The following is a 17,245-nucleotide window of genomic DNA, read 5'->3' on the forward strand; positions in this document are numbered from 1 at the left end:
AGTGACGAAGCGCATTGCTCAATTAGCAACGCCCCCCAACTGGGCCCCGGCCTCCGCCGGGGTGGTACGCTAGAACAGAGCGCATCTCCTGCTCCTTGTTCTCCCGCGAAGGCGGGAGCCCAGTCTGGATCCCCGCCTTCGCGGGGAAACAAACTCTCTACTCCCTCTCCCCTCGGGGAGAGGGAAGGGGCCCGCCCGGCGCTTACCGGGTGGGAAGGGTGAGGGCACGTGCCTAGCGCGAAGCCGCCATCGTCCGCCGGTACATCACCCAAGTCAGCACCGCGAACAACAGCGTCCCGCCAACCAGCGCCACGCTCGCGAACCCATCGCCAACCAGCGCCAGCGGCGTCTCCTTGTTGGTCAGATACACAATCCCCGCAAAGCCAACGCCCCACAGCGACTCCCCGACGATCATCCCCGTCGCAGTGAGCACCCCCATCCGCTTGGCAAGCTCAGGATCCCGAGCCCGGTCCGCCCAACGATCATACGCAAACCCCACGACCGCCCCGATCGTAACCGGCAACGTCACCGACATCGGCAGATACACCCCGAGCCCAACCCCCAGAGGCGGCAACCGCAGCTTCCCTGCCTTGCCCAGCAGTTCGTCGACCGCGATCACGACCACGCCGGTCAGCGCCCCATACCCGATCATAGCCCAGTTCAGGTTCCCCCCCAGCACGCCCTTCGCCAGCGCCGAGATCAACGCCGCCTGAGGTGCCGCCAGCGCATTCGGCCCCGCCCCCGGCGCACCGGCAAACCCGAGCGTGCTCCCCAGCAGGTTCAACACCGGCGGCACCACGATCGACCCGAACACCACGCCGATCAGCAACGCCACCTGCTGCTTCCACGGCGTCGCGCCGACCAGCTGCCCGGTCTTCAGATCCTGCAGGTTATCATTCGAGATCGTCGCGATCCCGAACACGATGCCCGTCACGATCAGCCCGTAGGCGACCAACGCCTGCGTCGTCCCCGGCTCGACCGCGCGACCGAACCACGACACCAGCAGAATCGACGCCGCGAGGATGGCGAGGATGCCGATCCCCGACACCGGCGAGTTCGATGCACCGATCAGCCCCGCCATGTACCCGCACACTGCCGCGATCACGAGGCCGATGACGAGGATGAACACGAGGCTCCCCGCGATCAACCCGATCGCCGACGCCTCCAGCGGCCCGCCCTGCAACACGGTCCAGAGCAGGATGCCGATCGGCACCAGCATCGCCAGCGAGCCGATCCCGACGATCCCGATCGGAATGTCGCGCTCTTCGAGAGCCAGTACTTCGCCGCCCCGCTTCGCCGCCGACGCCGCGAGAGCCGAACGGACGCCGCCGACGACCGGCCCGGCAATCTTCAACAACGTCCAGATCGCCGCGACGCCGATGACGCCAGCGCCGAAGAAGCGGACGTCCGAGCGGAACACGGTGTTGGCGATCACCTCCGCGGTCCCAGTGACGCTGCCGCCTGAGGTCAGGATCGGCAGCAATATCCACCAGCCGATCACCACGCCCGCGAACATCGCCATGCCGACCGAGATACCGACCAGATGCCCTGCGCCGAGCAACGCGAACGACAGCCCTCCCGAGATCCCGGTCGCGCCTGCACCGACGCGGAACCACGTCGCGGCCTCCGCGGCGGCGAGCTTGGTCTGCGTCAGGATCGCGAACCCGGCCGAGACGACCGCGTTGGCGACGATGATGCCGAGCCCGCGCGCACTCTCCTCGCCGCCTTCGCGACTACCTGCGCCGACCTTCAGCACCTCCGCCGCCGCGCGGCCTTCCGGATACGGCAGCACGGTGTCGACGACGAGCGCACGACGCAGCGGCACCGAGAACAGCACGCCGAGCACGCCGCCGAACATCGTGATCGCCGCGGTGGTGAAGAATGGGAAGCCCTGCCACCAGCCGATCATCACGAGGCCGGGCAGCACGAAGATGATCGCCGCGAGCGTGCCCGCGGCGGACGCGATCGTCTGGACGATGTTGTTCTCGAGGATCGTCGAATCCTTGAACAGCCGCAGCACCGCCATGGATATGACCGCAGCCGGGATCGACGTCGCGAACGTCAGCCCGATCTTGAGCCCGAGATACACGTTGGCCGCAGTGAACAGCAGCGTGATGATCCCGCCGAGCACGATCCCGCGGAACGTCAGTTCGCGCATGCTGGTCTCGGGGCCCGTGTCGGTTACGCCCCGCGTCGCGTCGGTCATCTGGTCAGCCTCAAAGCAATTCGGGCGACTTGTGACATGATGTGGGGCGTGAGGAAACCGTATCGACCGTCACTAGTGTGTTCTCCCGCGACGGCGGGAGTCCAGACTGGGCTCCCGCCTTCGCGGGAGAACAAGGAAGGGCGGGCTGACCTCGCCCAACCCGCAACCCAAACCTACCGCGTTGCCATCCGCCGCGCGAAATGCACCTCGACCGCCCGCGTCACGCTCTCCGCGATCCGGTGCCGCCCCTCTTCGCTGTCCAGGAACGCCGCGTCCTGCGGGTTCGAGATATACCCCGTCTCGAACAGGATCGACGGCATGTCCGGCGCCTTCAGCACCATCAGCGACGCCATCCGGTGGAAGTTCGCCTTCAAAGGCATCAACGGCTTGGCCTCCCGCCCGAGCAGCCGCGCGAACGTCGCCGACGCGTTCATCGTCTCGCGCTGCGTCAGGTCGATCAGGATCGACGACACGTCCGCGGGCGCCTCGCCGAGGTTCACGCCGGAGATCACGTCCGCCTTGTTCTCGCGCGCCGCCAGCCGCGCCGCTTCCTTGTCCGACGCCACCTCCGACAACGTGTACGCCGTCGCCCCGGTCGCGTTCTCGGAACCCGTGCTGTCGCAATGGATCGAGATGAACAGGTCACCCTTGAGCCGCCGAGCAACGCCGTACCGCTCGCGCAAGATCAAATAGCGGTCGTCGTTCCGCGTCAGCGCCACGCGCACCCGCCCCGACGCCAGCAACTCGTCGCGGATCGCCTTAGCGACCTTCAGCGTCACGTCCTTCTCGCGCAGCCCGTTCGGCCCGATCGCGCCCGGGTCGACACCGCCATGTCCCGCATCAATCACCACGAGCGGCCGCGTGTCGTCGCCCTGCACGCGCGGCAGTTTTATGCCCCGCGCCTTGGGCGGCACCGGCACCGACACCTTGTACTTGGGCCGCGAGCCTGCGCCGAAATTGAACGGGAAGAAATTCAGCGGCCCGGCGATCCCGGCTTCCGCGAACTGATCGTAATCGACCGTGCGCAACGCCAGCGTCAGCTCCCGCCCGTCGGAGTCGAACCCGCCGTCGGTGACGATCGCCGGCTCGGCCAGATCGAACACCATCCGCATCCCCGATCGCCCGCTGCGCATCTGCGTGACACCAGTCACCAGACCGCGCCCCAACACCTCCCGGCCCGGTGTAGCGCCCGACACGTCGACGGCGATCTGGCGCGGTCCGGTGAGCACGCGGCTGGCGGCATCGCCGACCGCCTCGTCGAAGCGAATGACGATCCGCCCGTCCCGGATCGCGACGCTCTGCACGGTCGCGGCCCAGGCGGGAACGCTCGCCAGCCAGCCGGCGATGAGGGCGATGACCGTCAACACCTCGCGTCCTTGCCGTGCGGCCCTGCCGCCGGTCCAGCGAAAACCCATGCTACACCCCTTTGATCGATACATCCGATCTCTGTGAGCGAGCGATAGCGCCTCGCATCACAAGACGCGGTTGCGCAGTGCGGTTAATTTGCCGTTTGCCATGTATTTGCCGGCAAGGCTCTGCCGCCCCGGCAAGTCTGCGCCTCGCTGCCCCGAATTCGAGCCGAAACGCCCACGAAAGCGACGGTTCCGGGGCCAGTTGCGGGATCGGGTATGCAGTGCTAGTCCTGTCGTACAGCCGTGTGTCGCCTGGATTTTACCAGCGACGCGCCGGTCTCGACGCCCGCCAGCGGATTCTCGCCGGCGCGGCAATTCAGGTTGACGCTCGAATGATGCATTCCCCCCGCCCCGCACTCCGACCGGCCTTCGCCGACGGACTCGCGGTCGTGCGGGCGCCGCAGGGAGAGTTCCCGCGGCATGCACTTCGCGCAGAGGCAGTTTCGCACACCATCCGCGAGTCCGGGCGTCCGTGCCCGACCGCACCACCATCAAGCGCGCGACGGCTGCCGACAGGCCCGGCGCGCGCGCGGAGAATTTACAATGACAACGCGCATGCTGATCGACGCACGCCACCGGGAAGAGACCCGGATCGCAGTCGTCAAGGGTAACCGGATCGAGGAATTCGATTTCGAGAGTGCCGAACGCAAGCAGCTCAAGGGCAATATCTACCTCGCCAAGGTCACGCGGGTCGAGCCGTCGCTCCAGGCGGCGTTCATCGATTACGGCGGCAATCGCCACGGCTTCCTCGCGTTCAGCGAGATCCACCCCGATTACTACCAGATCCCCAAGGAAGATCGCGACGCGCTGCTCCGTGAGGAAGCCGAGCACGCCGCCGAGGAAGCCGCCCTGCGCGCCGACTACGATTCGGACGACGAAGAGGGTGACGACGAGGACGACATCGAGCGCTTCGAGGACGATGGCGGGGTAGATCCCGACGTCGCCGAGGAACTCGAAGGCGGCGAAGCGGGCGAAGCCCCCCGTCGCAAGCGCAAGCCGAGCGCCGACGATGCCGCGGTCGAGGACCTGCGCGAGCGTCGCATGAACCTGCGCCGTCGCTACAAGATCCAGGACGTGATCCATCGCCGCCAGGTGCTGCTCGTCCAGGTCGTCAAGGAGGAGCGCGGCAACAAGGGCGCGGCGCTGACCACGTACCTGTCGCTCGCCGGTCGTTACTGCGTGCTGATGCCGAACACGTCGCACGGCGGCGGCATCTCGCGGAAGATCAGCAACGCGGGCGATCGTAAGCGCCTCAAGACGATCATGGCCGACATGCAGTTGCCGCCGTCGATGGGCTGCATCGTCCGCACCGCGGGCCTCCAGCGCTCGAAGGTCGAGATCAAGCGTGACTTCGATTACCTCGCCCGCCTGTGGGACGGCATCCGCGAAGCCACGCTGAACGCATCGGCCCCCGCGCTCGTCTACGGCGACAGCGACCTGATCAAGCGGGCGATCCGCGACATCTACAACAAGGAAATCGAAGAGGTCATCGTCGAGGGCGAGGACGGCTATCGCCAGGCGCGCGAGTTCATGCGCCTGCTGATGCCGACGCACGCGCGGCGCATCAAGCATTACGCCGACCCCGTGCCGCTGTTCCAGCGCGCCGGCGTCGAGGATCAGCTTGCCGCGATGTACCACCCCGTCGTCCAGCTGAAGTCGGGCGGCTACCTGGTCATCAACCCGACCGAAGCGCTCGTCTCGATCGACATCAACTCGGGCCGCTCGACGCGCGAGCACAGCATCGAGCAGACCGCGACCGCGACCAACCTCGAGGCGGCTCAGGAAATCGGCCGCCAGCTCCGCCTGCGCGACATGGCCGGGCTCGTCGTCATCGACTTCATCGACATGGATAACAATTCCAACGTCCGTAAGGTCGAGAAGGCGATGAAGGAGGCGCTCAAGAACGATCGCGCGCGCATCCAGATCGGCCGCATCTCGTCGTTCGGCCTCATGGAAATGAGCCGCCAGCGCCTGCGCACCGGCGTGCTCGAAGCGTCGACCCGCGCCTGCCCGCATTGCGAAGGCACCGGGCTGGTTCGCACCGCATCGTCGTCGGGCATCTCCGCATTGCGCCTGATCGAGGACGAGGCCGCCCGCGGTCGCGGTTCGCTGCTCACCCTGCGCGCGAGCCAGGAAGCCGCGGTCTACATCCTCAACCGCAAGCGTGCCGACATCGCCGAGATCGAAGATCGCTACGGCGTGATCGTCGAGATCATCCCCGGCCAGGACGAGGAAGGCGCGCACATGACGGTCGAGGCCAGCGGCCCACCGCCCGCGCACGCGCCGAAGTTCGTCCAGATCATAGAGGAAGACGAAGACGACCTCCCCGAGGAGATCGAGGACGAGATCGAGGAAGAGGAAGTCGAGGAGGCCGAAGCCGAGCAGCCGCGTCGTCGTGAGGGGGGTCGCGAGCCCCGCGAAGGCAATGGCGAGCAGCGTGCGCCGCGTGAGGCTCGCGATGCGGATGGTGAAGGCGGCAAGAAGCGCCGCCGTCGTCGCGGTCGTCGCGGTCGTGCACGTCCCGGCGAGGAAGGTGCAGCAGAGGGCGTCAACGAGGACGGCACGTTCGAGGACGCCGACACCAACGTCGAGGAGATCGACGAGGTCGAGGGCGACATCGTCGAAGTCGGCGGTGGCGAAATGGTCTCGGCTGGTGCGCCATCCGAGCAGGCCAATGGCGCAGAGGGCGAAGGTCGTCGTCGTCGCGGTCGTCGGGGACGTCGTGGCGGTCGTCGCAACGAGCAGGGCGCCGAGAACGGCCAGTCGGTGGCCGTCAGCAGCGTCGACGATGCCCAGCTGATCGCCGAGGCTCCCGAGCCGGAAGCGTATGAGCCGGTCGAGTCGACCTATGCCGAGCCGCCTTACGAACCGGCGTTCGAACCGGTCGTCGAGGAAGCCCCGGTCGCGGAAGTCGCCGAGGGTCCGAAGATGCGCCGTCGTCCGCGTGCCCGTGCGGCAGCCGCAGCGGCGAACATCGCCGAGGCGGTGGCCGACGCAGCACCAAAGGCTCGTCGTGGTCGCAAGCCACGTGCGGTCGAGGCGGAAGCCGAGACGGTTGCACCGGAGCCAGTGGTTCCCGAGCCGATCGCTCCGGAGCCCGTCGCTGCCGAGCCGGCTGCACCGAAGCCCGGTCGTCGCCGTCGCGAAGCGGTTGCGGAGGCGACGATGGACGAGGTGAGCGCAACGCCCGCCGAGACGATCGAAGCGTCGGCGCCGAAGCCCAAGCGTGCGCGTCGCAAGGCGTCGGACGCGGTGGTCGAAGCGCCAGCGGTGGAAGCGCCGGTCGTCGAGGAAGCGCCAGCCAAGGTCGCCAAGCCCCGCGGTCGTCCGCGCAAGGCAGCCGTGGTCGACGCAGGCGATGCCGCTCCGACCAGCGAACCCCTCGCCGAGCCGATCGCAACCACCCCGCCCAAGGCCGAAGTCCAGCCCCAGGACGTCGCGACCTCGGACACCAACGACGGCGCCAACGACGACCCCGACGGCGCCCCCCGCCGCGGCTGGTGGCAGCGCACCTTCGGCTAAACCCGGACGCCGAGACCAAAGAACGGGCGCGACCGAAAGGCCGCGCCCGTTTTCGTTTGTGGGAAGCGATCCTCCGGCAGCACGATATCCGTGAGCGCCCAATGCCTCACGTGGCGAACGAGAAAAGCTTGTATCCCCGCGAAGGCGGGGACCCAGACTGGGCACCCGCCTTCGCGGGTGAACACGACAGAAGGGCGGCCCTGGGCTTGTGTTCTAGCTCCTCTGATGATGCACGCCGAGCTCCCCCCACCCACCACCACCCCGGCGAAGGCCGGGGCCCAATTGGAAAGGTGCCAATAACGAAGCGCCACCCTCAGTTCGCTCGGTCCCCCAATTGGACCCCGGCCTCCGCCGGGGAGGTGGTCTGATAGCCAGGGAGGAAACCAATAGCCGGGTAAGTGGCCGATAGCCGGCGCAGCAACCTCTTAGGGCGCCCCCCCCTCAAACCCCTGTCCTACACACCCAAACCCTGCTCCCCTCCCCCAATGCCCCCCCCACCCCCAACGAACCGCAAAACCGCTCCCAGCGCCTGCACTTCCTATACTTCACTCCACCGCACGCCCGACCGCACGACCATTGCCCCCCCGCCCCCAATCGACGATACCCCGTAATATGAAGCGCTTCGTAGCCGCCGCAGCCACCGCCCTCCTCCTCGGGACGACGCCCCTCCAAGCCCAGTCGATCCTCCGCGACGCCGAGACCGAAACCATGTTCGCGGAGATGTCGAACCCGCTGATCAAGGCGGCCGGGCTCTCGACGCGCGATGTGAAGGTCGTCCTCATCAACGACGACTCGATCAACGCGTTCGTCGCCGGCGGCCAGACCGTCTACGTCCACTCAGGGCTCATCCAAGCCGCCGACAACGCCAACGAAGTCCAGGGCGTCATCGCGCACGAGCTCGGCCACATCGCCGACGGCCATGTCGTCCTCGCTGACCGCGGCACCAAGCCGGCAATGGGCATGTACCTGCTCTCGATGGTCCTCGGCCTCGCCGCGATGGCGGCCGGCAGCGGCGAGGCAGGCGCAGGCATCATGGCGGCGGGCCAGCAGGCGGCGATGGGCAGCTACCTCTCGTTCAGCCGAGTCCAGGAATCGACCGCCGACGCGACCGGCGCGAAATTCCTGCGCGAGGCCAACGTCTCCGGCCGCGGCATGCTCAGCTTCTTCAAGAAATTGCAGCAGCAGGAATACCGCTTCGGCACCGCCAACATCGATCCGTTCATGCAGTCGCACCCGCTCTCGGGCGAACGCGTCGCCACCCTCACCGCCGACCTGCAAGCCTCGCCCGCCTGGGCCAACAAACCCGACGCCGCGCTCGAAGAACGCTTCCGCCGTGTAAAGGCCAAGCTCGCCGGCTACGTCATGCCCGCCGACCAGACGCTGCAGGCCTTCCCGCCCAGCAACCAGTCGATCTACGCGCACTACGCCCGCGCCTACGCGTATCACAAAGCCGGCTACCCCGAGAAAGCCGACGCCGAAGCCAACGCGCTGGTAAAGGCCGAGCCGACCGACCCGTATTTCCTCGAGATCAAGGGGCAGATCCTGCTCGAGGCGGGCAAGCCGACCGAATCGCTGGTCCCCCTGCGCGAAGCCACGGAAGGCTCGCGCAACAACCCGCTGATCGCCACCACCTTCGGCCACGCGCTGATCGCGACCGAGAACAAGGCGAACTACCCCGAGGCGACTCGCGTGTTGCGCACCGCGGTAGGTCGCGACGACCAGAACCCGTTCGCCTGGATGCAGCTCGGCACCGTCTACGAACTGACCGGCGATACCGCGCGCGCCGCGCTCGCCACCGCCGAGCGCGCCAGCATGGGCGGCGACATGCGGACCGCGTCGGCGAGCGCGCAATATGCGCTCGCGAACATCCCGGCGAACACCACCGACTGGATCCGCGCACAGGATATCGCGATGGCCGCGCAGAACGAGATGGACGACAACCCGAAGCAGTATAAGCGCCGCAAATGAGCAAACTTACATTCCCGGCAATTGCCGTCGCGGGCGCCGTCATCGGAGGCCTCGCGGTCTGGGGCTATGACCGCCAGGGTGGCGGCGTCGAGCGCGCGCAGGTCGAATCGATCGTCCACGACTATGTCCTGGCGCACCCCGAGATCCTCCCCGAGGCGATGGAGAAACTGCGCGACCGCGAGTCCGGCAAGACCGTCACCGCCAACCGCGACGCGATCGTCACCCCGTTCGGCAGCGCCTGGGCCGGCAACCCCAAGGGCGACGTCACGCTCGTCGAGTATTTCGATTACAATTGCGGATATTGCCGCGCGAGCCTGCCGATGATCGCCAAGCTAATCGCCGCCGACCCGAAAGTCCGCGTCGTCTTCCGCGAACTCCCGATCCTCAGCGCCGAAAGCCGCATCGCCGCCCGCGCCAGCCTGGCGGCCGCGCAACAGGGCAAGTTCGCCACCTTCCACGACGCGCTCTACGCCGGCGGCCCCGTCAGCGACGCCTCGATCGCCGCCGCTGCGGGCAAGGCCGGGGTAGACACCACGCAGGCGAACTTCACCAAGACCGCCGACGCCGAGATCGCCAAGAACATGGAAACCGCCGCCAAACTCGGCATGACCGGCACGCCAAGCTGGGTAGTCGGCGACCGCGTGTTGTCGGGTGCGTTGCCGCTAGAAGACCTCCAGAAAGCCGTAGCAGCCGCCCGCGCCGGTTGACGCCCCCTCCTTGTTTCCCCGCGAAGGCGGGGACCCAGTCTGGGGTCCCGCCTTCGCGGGAGAACAAGAAGAGGAGGGAAGACCTATCATTCACGTCCCGCCACCCCCATCTTCCCCTCACAAAAAGGGGTGCCAATGACCGAACCGATCCTGTCCATCGCGGGCGTCACCAAGACCTACAAGAGCGGCACCACGGCCCTCCACCCCGTCGACCTCGACATCCAGAAAGGCGAGATCTTCGCCCTCCTCGGCCCCAACGGCGCCGGCAAGACGACGCTCATCAGCATCATCTGCGGCATCGTCACGCCGTCCGCCGGCACGATCAAGGTCGCCGGCTACGACGCGATCCGCGACTATAAGCAGGCGCGCAGTCGGATCGGACTAGTGCCGCAGGAACTCAACGTCGACATGTTCGAGACGGTGCTCGCCACCGTCACCTTCAGCCGCCGCCTGTTCGGCCGCTCGGGCCACAGCGCATACATCGAACAGGTGCTCCGCGACCTCTCGCTCTGGGACAAGCGCGACGCGAAGATCCGCGAACTCTCCGGTGGGATGAAGCGCCGCGTGCTGATTGCGAAAGCCCTCGCGCACGAACCCGAAATCCTGTTCCTCGACGAACCCACCGCGGGCGTCGACGTGGCGCTGCGCCGCGACATGTGGAAGCTCGTCCACCGCCTGCGCGAAGGCGGCACGACGATCATCCTGACAACGCACTACATCGAGGAAGCCGAGGAAATGGCCGACCGCGTCGGCGTCATCGACAAGGGCAAGCTGCTCCTCGTCGACGACAAGGCGTCGCTGATGAAGAAGCTCGGCAAGCGCGAACTCGACATCGCGCTCCAGGACCCGATGACGGCGCTTCCCGCGGACCTTGCCGACTGGGATGTGTCACTGGAAGACGACGGCAAACGCCTCCGCTACGTGTTCGACGCACAGGCGGACCACCCCGGCATCCCCTCGCTGCTACGCAAGCTCAGCGAGCTCGGCATCGGCTTCAAGGACCTCGAAACCAGCAAATCGAGCCTCGAAGACATCTTTGTCGACCTGGTGGGGGAACGCGCATGAACACTCACGGTATTTGGGCGATCTACCGCTTCGAAATGGCGCGCGCATTGCGCACCCTGTGGCAGAGCCTCGTCACGCCCGTTCTCACCACCTCGCTGTATTTCATCGTCTTCGGCGGCGCGATCGGCAGCCGGATGCAGCAGGTCGGCGGCGTCGGTTACGGCAGCTTCATCGTCCCCGGCCTGATCATGCTGTCGCTGCTCACGCAGAGCATTTCGAACGCATCGATCGGCATCTACTTTCCCAAGTTCACCGGCACGATCTACGAGCTGTTGTCGGCGCCCGTGTCGGCGATGGAGATGGTGATCGGCTATGTCGGCGCCGCGACCACCAAGTCGGTGATCCTCGGGCTGATCATCCTCGCCACCGCGTCGTTCTTCGTGCCGCTGCGGATCGAGCACCCGTTCGCGATGATCGCGTTCCTGATCCTGACCGCGGTCGCGTTCAGCCTGTTCGGGTTCATCATCGGCGTGTGGGCCAACGGCTTCGAGCAGCTGAATTTCGTTCCCGCGCTGCTGATCACGCCGCTGACCTTCCTCGGCGGTGCGTTCTACTCGATCGACATGCTGCCCCAGCCGTGGCGGACGTTCAGCTTGTTCAACCCGGTCGTCTACCTGGTGAGCGGCTTCCGCTGGAGCTTCTTCGGGGTCGGCGACGTCGCGGTCGGTGTGAGCCTCGCGGTGACGGCCGGCTTCCTCGCGGCATGCCTGATCGCGATCGCCTGGATCTTCAAGACCGGCTGGCGGATGAAGAACTAACCGAAGAACCATGTTTCCCCGCGAAGGCGGGGACCCAGTCTGGGCTCCCGCTTTCGCGGGAGAACAAGCTTCTTACCGCATTACCGGCAACGTCACCCGCGAGCCCGCACAAACCTTCTGCGTCGCCTTCACGTAATCGCTCGGTTTCGTCCGCCCGATGTTCGGCACGAACGACTGCGGGTTGCGGTCGATCATCGGGAACCAACTCGACTGGATCTGCACCATGATCCGGTGCCCCGCCTTGAACACATGGTCATGGTCGCGCAGCGGCACGTCCCACGCGACCACCTTGCCCGGCACCAACGGCTGCGGCGTCGTATCGCTCGCGAGGAACCGTCCGCGCCGCACCTCCATCGCAATCGGCAACTGATACCCGTTCAACGTCTTCGCGTAATCGCCAGGCCGGGCCTGAGACTTGTCGAACGCCTCGGTATCGTCGGGCAGCACATCGATCAGCTTCACCACGAAATCGCTGTCCGTCCCGCTGGTCGACGCCTGCAACGTCGCCGACAGTCCTCCCGTCACGGTCAGGTCGGCAGTCAGAGGCTCCGACACATATCCCAGCACATCGGGCCGGTGATCGACGAAGCGCTGGTCGTCCGCCTCCCACCACGCCCAGTCCGGGCTGGCATAGGTCGCCGACATCGGTCGCCGGCGGAACGGCACCGGGTTCGCCGGATCGGACACGTAATCGCGACACCCCTCGCCCGCCGCCGGCGCGGTGAACGACAGGCTGCCGTCCGCATGCAAATACAGCTCGGTCGCCTTCGCACCAGTCGGAGGCCAGGCAGCATAGGTCTTCCAAACGTTCGAGCCCGACTGGAACATCTTCGCCGCAAAGTCCGGCCGCGGCCCTTTGCCGTGCAGCCAGTATGCGAAAAACGGCGCCTGGATCTGCTCCTGAAACTGCGTGCCACTCGCCGTGCCAAGCGGGATCGGCCCGAGATGATCCGCCACGCCCTGCCACCCGCCGTGCCGCCACGGCCCCGCCACCATCTGCGCCAGATGGTTCGGATCGTTGCGTTTTTGCTTGGCGTAGATCTGCCACGAGCCCCATGGATCCTCCTGATCCCAGAACCCGGCGACGTTCAGCGTCGGCACCGTCGTCTTGCCGAGCGAATCGGTCCAGCGTTGCGCAGTATAGAACGCATCATGATTGGGATGATCGAGCAGCGACGTGAACATCGGCACCCGCCCCTTGAACACGGTCCGGTCGATCGCCTCCGCCGAGCCAGCCTTGAGGAAATAGTTGTAGGTATCGCTCGGATACACGAAGTCGGAATTCTTCGTCTTGTCGAGTTGCAACGACGACACCCAGTCGGTCGCATAGCTCAACCGCAGCGCGCCGTTGCGGTGGAGATCGTCCGACTGCCAGTAATCGATCCACGCCGCCTGCGGAGACACCGCCTTCAGCGCGGGATGCGGATTCGCCAGCGCGACGGCGGCGGCGAAACCGGGGTACGACACGCCCCACATGCCGACCTTGCCGTTGTTGGCAGGAACGTTCTTCACCAGCCAGCCGACGGTGTCGTACGCATCCGTCGCCTCATCGACCGCTTTAGGATCACCCGGGTGGACTGCGGTTGAGAGCGTGAATACGCCATCCGACTTGAATCGCCCGCGCATCGATTGGACAACGAAGACATAGCCGTCCTTCATCAACGGCGCGAAGCGATCGGCGGTGGGAAACGGCGCATCCGGCACGCCGTAGGGCGTTCGCTGGAGCAGGATCGGCAGCGGCCCGGTCATCCCGCGCGGCCGCATGATGACCGTCTGCAACTTCGCCCCGTCGCGCATTGGCACCATCACCTCTTCGAACGTGAAAGGCGACTGGGTAACGGTTTGCGGCGCGGTCTGCGCGAGCGTGGCGGCAGGGACCGTGGTCATGACCGCGAGCGCGAGCAGGAGGGCGTGGCGCGACATTTTCTTCCCCTTGAACGTTTGCGCGATTGGACAAATCCACACGCGCGAAGTCAAGCCGCGCGCCACGCTCCGGTCAGTATCGGCCGCAATACCAGCGAGTTGAGATCGATCAGCGCGTGCAGGACCATCGCCAGCCACAGCTCCCCGGTCATCAGATACACTGCCGCCATCAGCGCGCCGACGAGCGTGGTCGCGATCACGCCCGCCCGCCCCTGATACACATGCATCGCGCCGAAAGCCGCGACCGCGACACCGAACGCGACGAACGCGCTACCGGAGACGAGCGCGACCAGCAGCGGCAGGAACAGGCGGAAGGCGAGCTCCTCTGAGATGCCCGCCGCGATCGACATGGCGACGGCGTGCGCGATCTCAGGCCGGTTGCGCGGGAGCAGCGAGCCGACATTGCCGATCGTCTTGAGGATACGCCAGTTACGCCGCGTCGCAAGCACCGCGCCGATGATCAGGCCACCGAGCGCGCTGCCGCCGATCATCCCGAGCAGTTCCGCGCGGCTGTAGCCTTCGAAGCTGGGAAGGAGCGTGCGGAGCGCAGCGAACTCGGGCGGCACGGTGACGAGCGCGTCGAGGCGCCCCAGCAAGGCTAGGCCGATCACTGCCGGCAGGACGAAGGCGATCGCGGCCTTGGCGATCCACAGGCGGTAGGTCTTCTGGCGCGACGCGGTGTCGGGGAGGCGCTTGATACGGCGGTAGCCGAGGAGGTCGCCCTTGAGGAACCAGACCAGGCTCATGATCGTGACGAGGAGGAGGACGTTGGGCAGGATCATGCCGACACTTCGCTCCTCCTGCGTTCCACCGCTCGGCCTTTATGTTCTCCCGCAAAGGCGGGAGCCCAGTCTGGGTCCCCGCCTTCGCGGGGACACATGGTGGTTTGTTCACCACCCTCACCCGGCGCTCCACCCCGGCGAAGGCCGGGGCCCAGTTGGGGGACGTTGCTGATTACGGACAACGCTCCGTTACTCCGACCTTCCCACCTGGGCCCCGGCCTCCGCCGGGGAGGTGCTGAGCTGCTGGTCAGCGCAGTATCGAATCAATCGGTGCGATGCTCGCCCTTGACCCAACGCACCGTCCCCGACGACGCGCGCATCACAACGCTCTCCGTCGTCATCTTGCCCTTCTTCCGCTTCACGCCAGCCAGGAGCGACCCATCCGTAACCCCGGTCGCCGCAAAGATGCAGTCGCCCTTCGCCAGTTCCGAAAGGTCATACTGCTTGTCGAGATCCGTAATCCCCCACTTCGCCGCACGCCCGCGCTCGTCGTCGTTGCGGAACAACAACCGTCCCTTGAACTGCCCACCGACGCAGCGCAGCGCCGCACACGCCAGCACGCCCTCGGGAGCACCACCCGAACCCATGTACACGTCGACGGTCGTCTCGGGATCGGACGTCGCGATCACGCCGGCGACGTCGCCGTCACCGATCAGCATGATCCCGCAGCCGACCTGACGCAGTTCGGCGATCAGCGCCTCGTGACGCGGCCGATCGAGCACGCACACGATCAGGTCGCGCGCCGGCACGCCCTTGGCAGCGGCGACCGCGTTGATGTTCTCGGTCGGCGTCTTGTCGAGATCGATGATGCCCTCGGGATAACCCGGCCCGACCGCGATCTTGTCCATGTAGACGTCGGGCGCGTTGAGCAGCCCACCCTCTTCAGCGATCGCCAGCACGGCAAGGCTGTTCGGCCCCGCGGTCGCGCAGATCGTCGTGCCTTCGAGCGGATCGAGCGCGATGTCGATCTTCGGGCCCTTGCCGATCGCGGAGCCGACCTTTTCGCCGATGAACAGCATCGGCGCCTCGTCGCGCTCGCCCTCGCCGATCACGACGGTGCCGTCCATGTACAGCGAGTTGAGCGCCTCGCGCATCGCCTCGACCGCCGCTGCATCGGCTGCCTTCTCGTCGCCGCGCCCGACGAGCGTGGACGCGGCGATCGCCGCAGCTTCGGTCACGCGGACCATTTCGAGGACGAGAACGCGGTCGAGAACCTGGCTGGCGGCAGCGGTCAAAATATTTCTCCTCGGTATGTTTCATCCCGGATAGGCAGCGGCCATCCGGTTGTCGACCCGATCAGTCCCTCAGCAGGTCGTTGATCGAGGTTTTGGAACGAGTTTGCGCATCGACACGCTTGACGATCACCGCGCAGTACAAGGCCGGCTTGCCGTCCCCGCCACCGATCGAGCCCGGCACGACGACGGAATAGGGCGGCACTTCGCCCTTGAACACTTCGCCGGTCGCGCGGTCGATGATCTTGGTCGAGGCGCCCAGATACACGCCCATCGACAGCACTGCACCCTCGCCGACGCGGACGCCCTCGGCCACTTCCGCACGCGCGCCGATGAAGGCGCCATCGCCGATGATGACGGGGTCGGCCTGCAACGGCTCGAGCACGCCACCGATCCCGGCGCCGCCCGACAGATGCACGTTCTTGCCGATCTGCGCGCACGACCCGACCGTCGCCCAGGCGTCGACCATCGTCCCCTCGCCGACATACGCGCCGATGTTGACGAAGCTCGGCATCAGGATCGCACCCTTGGCGATGAAGCTCCCGCGGCGAGCGACCGCACCGGGAACGACGCGGATGCCCGCCGAACGGAACTCCGCTTCACCCCAGCTCGAGAACTTCGACGGCACCTTGTCGAACCCCGGGGACCCCGCCGAACCGCCGTCGATCACGACATTGTCGTTGAGGCGAAACGACAGCAGCACCGCCTTCTTCAACCACTGGTTGACCTGCCAGCCATCCGCGGTCGGCTCGGCAACGCGCGCGGTGCCGGCATCCAGCATCGCCAGCGCGGACTCGACGGCGTCGCGCACTTCGCCCTTGGTATCCAGGCCGAGGTTGGCGCGATCGTCCCAGGCGGCGTCGATGATGGTCTGCAAGGTCATGATGTCTCCAGGATGGTTTCGAGCCACGGCGCAAGCACCGGCACGGTAAAATCGATGTGATCGCGCGCCGCATCGGGCGACTGCTCGGAGCCGTTGTCGATCCACACGGTGGTCATCCCGATCGCCTTGGCCGGCGTCAGGTTGCGCGCCATGTCGTCCGCGAACAGCGACTCCCGCGGATCGATGTCGAACGCCGCGCAGAACCCGGCATAGGCCGACGCATGCGGCTTCGGCATCAAGTTCATCGCATGGATGTCGTGGATCGCCTCGAAGCTCTCGCTCAGCCCGAGCCGCTCCAGGATCCGCGTCGCATACGGCGTATCGCCATTGGTGAAGACGAGCTTGCGCCCCGGCAGCTTGGCGATCGCGGCGACCAGCGGTGCGTCATGCTCGATCACGTCCATCTCGATGTCGTGGACATGCGCCAGGAACGCATGCGGATCGACCTGATGCTCGGCCATCAGCCCCGACAGCGTCGTGCCGTGATTGTGGAAATACCCCTTTTGCACGCGCCGCGCCTCGTCATGCTCCAACCCGAGGAGGTCCTGGATGAACCCGGTCATCCGCGCATCGACCTGCGCGAACAGGTCCGCGCTCGCCGGGTACAGCGTGTTGTCGAGATCGAAGATCCAGTTGCGGACATGGTCGAGGCGGGGGTCAAGGCGGGCAAGCATCGGCCGGAACCTCTACGGACCGCGACACGCGGCGACAAGCGGGGTGCGACACTGCCGACCTTCAGGACCGATGTTTACGATCGCGTAAGGCTTTGCATTCCAGTATGTTACGG

General features: G+C 66.5%; 12 protein-coding genes. 5 read left to right on the forward strand and 7 right to left on the reverse strand.

Translation table 11 applies throughout. The annotated features are described in order from the left end of the window. Positions 1–232: 232 nt before the first annotated feature. The gene (locus tag J4O76_RS00625; RefSeq protein WP_243645455.1) at positions 233–2,206 is read right to left on the reverse strand and encodes an OPT family oligopeptide transporter; all 1,974 of its coding nucleotides are present in this window, start codon (positions 2,204–2,206) and stop codon (positions 233–235) included. Between the two features lie 173 nt (positions 2,207–2,379). Next, positions 2,380–3,621 carry an N-acetylmuramoyl-L-alanine amidase family protein gene (locus J4O76_RS00630; protein ID WP_426279715.1) on the reverse strand — a complete coding sequence of 414 codons (1,242 nt, stop codon included), beginning with the start codon at positions 3,619–3,621 and terminating at the stop codon, positions 2,380–2,382. Between the two features lie 540 nt (positions 3,622–4,161). Here J4O76_RS00630 and J4O76_RS00635 point away from each other — a divergent pair. The 5 genes from J4O76_RS00635 (at position 4,162) to J4O76_RS00655 (ending at position 11,638) form a co-directional block, all read left to right on the forward strand. Then, entirely contained in the window at positions 4,162–7,140 is a 2,979-nt protein-coding gene (locus J4O76_RS00635; protein ID WP_426279716.1) for an Rne/Rng family ribonuclease, read from the forward strand. A gap of 612 nt (positions 7,141–7,752) precedes the next feature. Next, entirely contained in the window at positions 7,753–9,108 is a 1,356-nt protein-coding gene (locus J4O76_RS00640) for a M48 family metalloprotease (protein WP_426279717.1), read from the forward strand. Continuing rightward, complete coding sequence (locus tag J4O76_RS00645; RefSeq protein ID WP_426279718.1) at positions 9,105–9,815, forward strand: DsbA family protein; 711 nt, start codon at positions 9,105–9,107, stop codon at positions 9,813–9,815. Before J4O76_RS00640 ends, J4O76_RS00645 begins: the two co-directional genes overlap by 4 nt. Positions 9,816–9,950: 135 nt before the next feature. Next, a complete protein-coding gene (locus tag J4O76_RS00650; protein WP_426279719.1) occupies positions 9,951–10,880 on the forward strand; it encodes an ABC transporter ATP-binding protein in 930 nt (309 codons plus the stop codon). Then, positions 10,877–11,638: an ABC transporter permease gene (locus J4O76_RS00655; protein ID WP_060526780.1), complete on the forward strand. Its 762-nt coding sequence runs from the start codon at positions 10,877–10,879 to the stop codon at positions 11,636–11,638. The genes J4O76_RS00650 and J4O76_RS00655 overlap by 4 nt, the downstream gene beginning before the upstream one ends. A 72-nt stretch (positions 11,639–11,710) precedes the next feature. Here the strand turns inward: J4O76_RS00655 and J4O76_RS00660 are convergent, their stop codons facing one another. The 5 genes from J4O76_RS00660 to J4O76_RS00680 all read right to left on the reverse strand — a co-directional run bounded on the left by J4O76_RS00660 (position 11,711) and on the right by J4O76_RS00680 (position 17,132). Then, entirely contained in the window at positions 11,711–13,561 is a 1,851-nt protein-coding gene (locus tag J4O76_RS00660) for a CocE/NonD family hydrolase (protein WP_426279720.1), read from the reverse strand. Positions 13,562–13,611: 50 nt separating this feature from the next. After that, positions 13,612–14,343: a CPBP family intramembrane glutamic endopeptidase gene (locus J4O76_RS00665; protein WP_426279721.1), complete on the reverse strand. Its 732-nt coding sequence runs from the start codon at positions 14,341–14,343 to the stop codon at positions 13,612–13,614. A gap of 263 nt (positions 14,344–14,606) precedes the next feature. Then, positions 14,607–15,578, reverse strand: coding sequence for a class II fructose-bisphosphatase (glpX, locus tag J4O76_RS00670; protein WP_056065803.1), 972 nt, complete (start codon positions 15,576–15,578; stop codon positions 14,607–14,609). Positions 15,579–15,639: 61 nt separating this feature from the next. After that, on the reverse strand, positions 15,640–16,458 hold the full coding sequence (gene dapD / locus J4O76_RS00675; protein ID WP_093398760.1) for a 2,3,4,5-tetrahydropyridine-2,6-dicarboxylate N-succinyltransferase: 819 nt from the start codon (positions 16,456–16,458) through the stop codon (positions 15,640–15,642). Then, positions 16,455–17,132, reverse strand: coding sequence for a pyrimidine 5'-nucleotidase (locus J4O76_RS00680; protein WP_426279722.1), 678 nt, complete (start codon positions 17,130–17,132; stop codon positions 16,455–16,457). Before J4O76_RS00680 ends, dapD begins: the two co-directional genes overlap by 4 nt. Positions 17,133–17,245 lie beyond the last annotated feature (113 nt).

This window comes from Sphingomonas sp. NFX23 (genome assembly GCF_049887795.1).
GTDB lineage: Bacteria > Pseudomonadota > Alphaproteobacteria > Sphingomonadales > Sphingomonadaceae > Sphingomonas.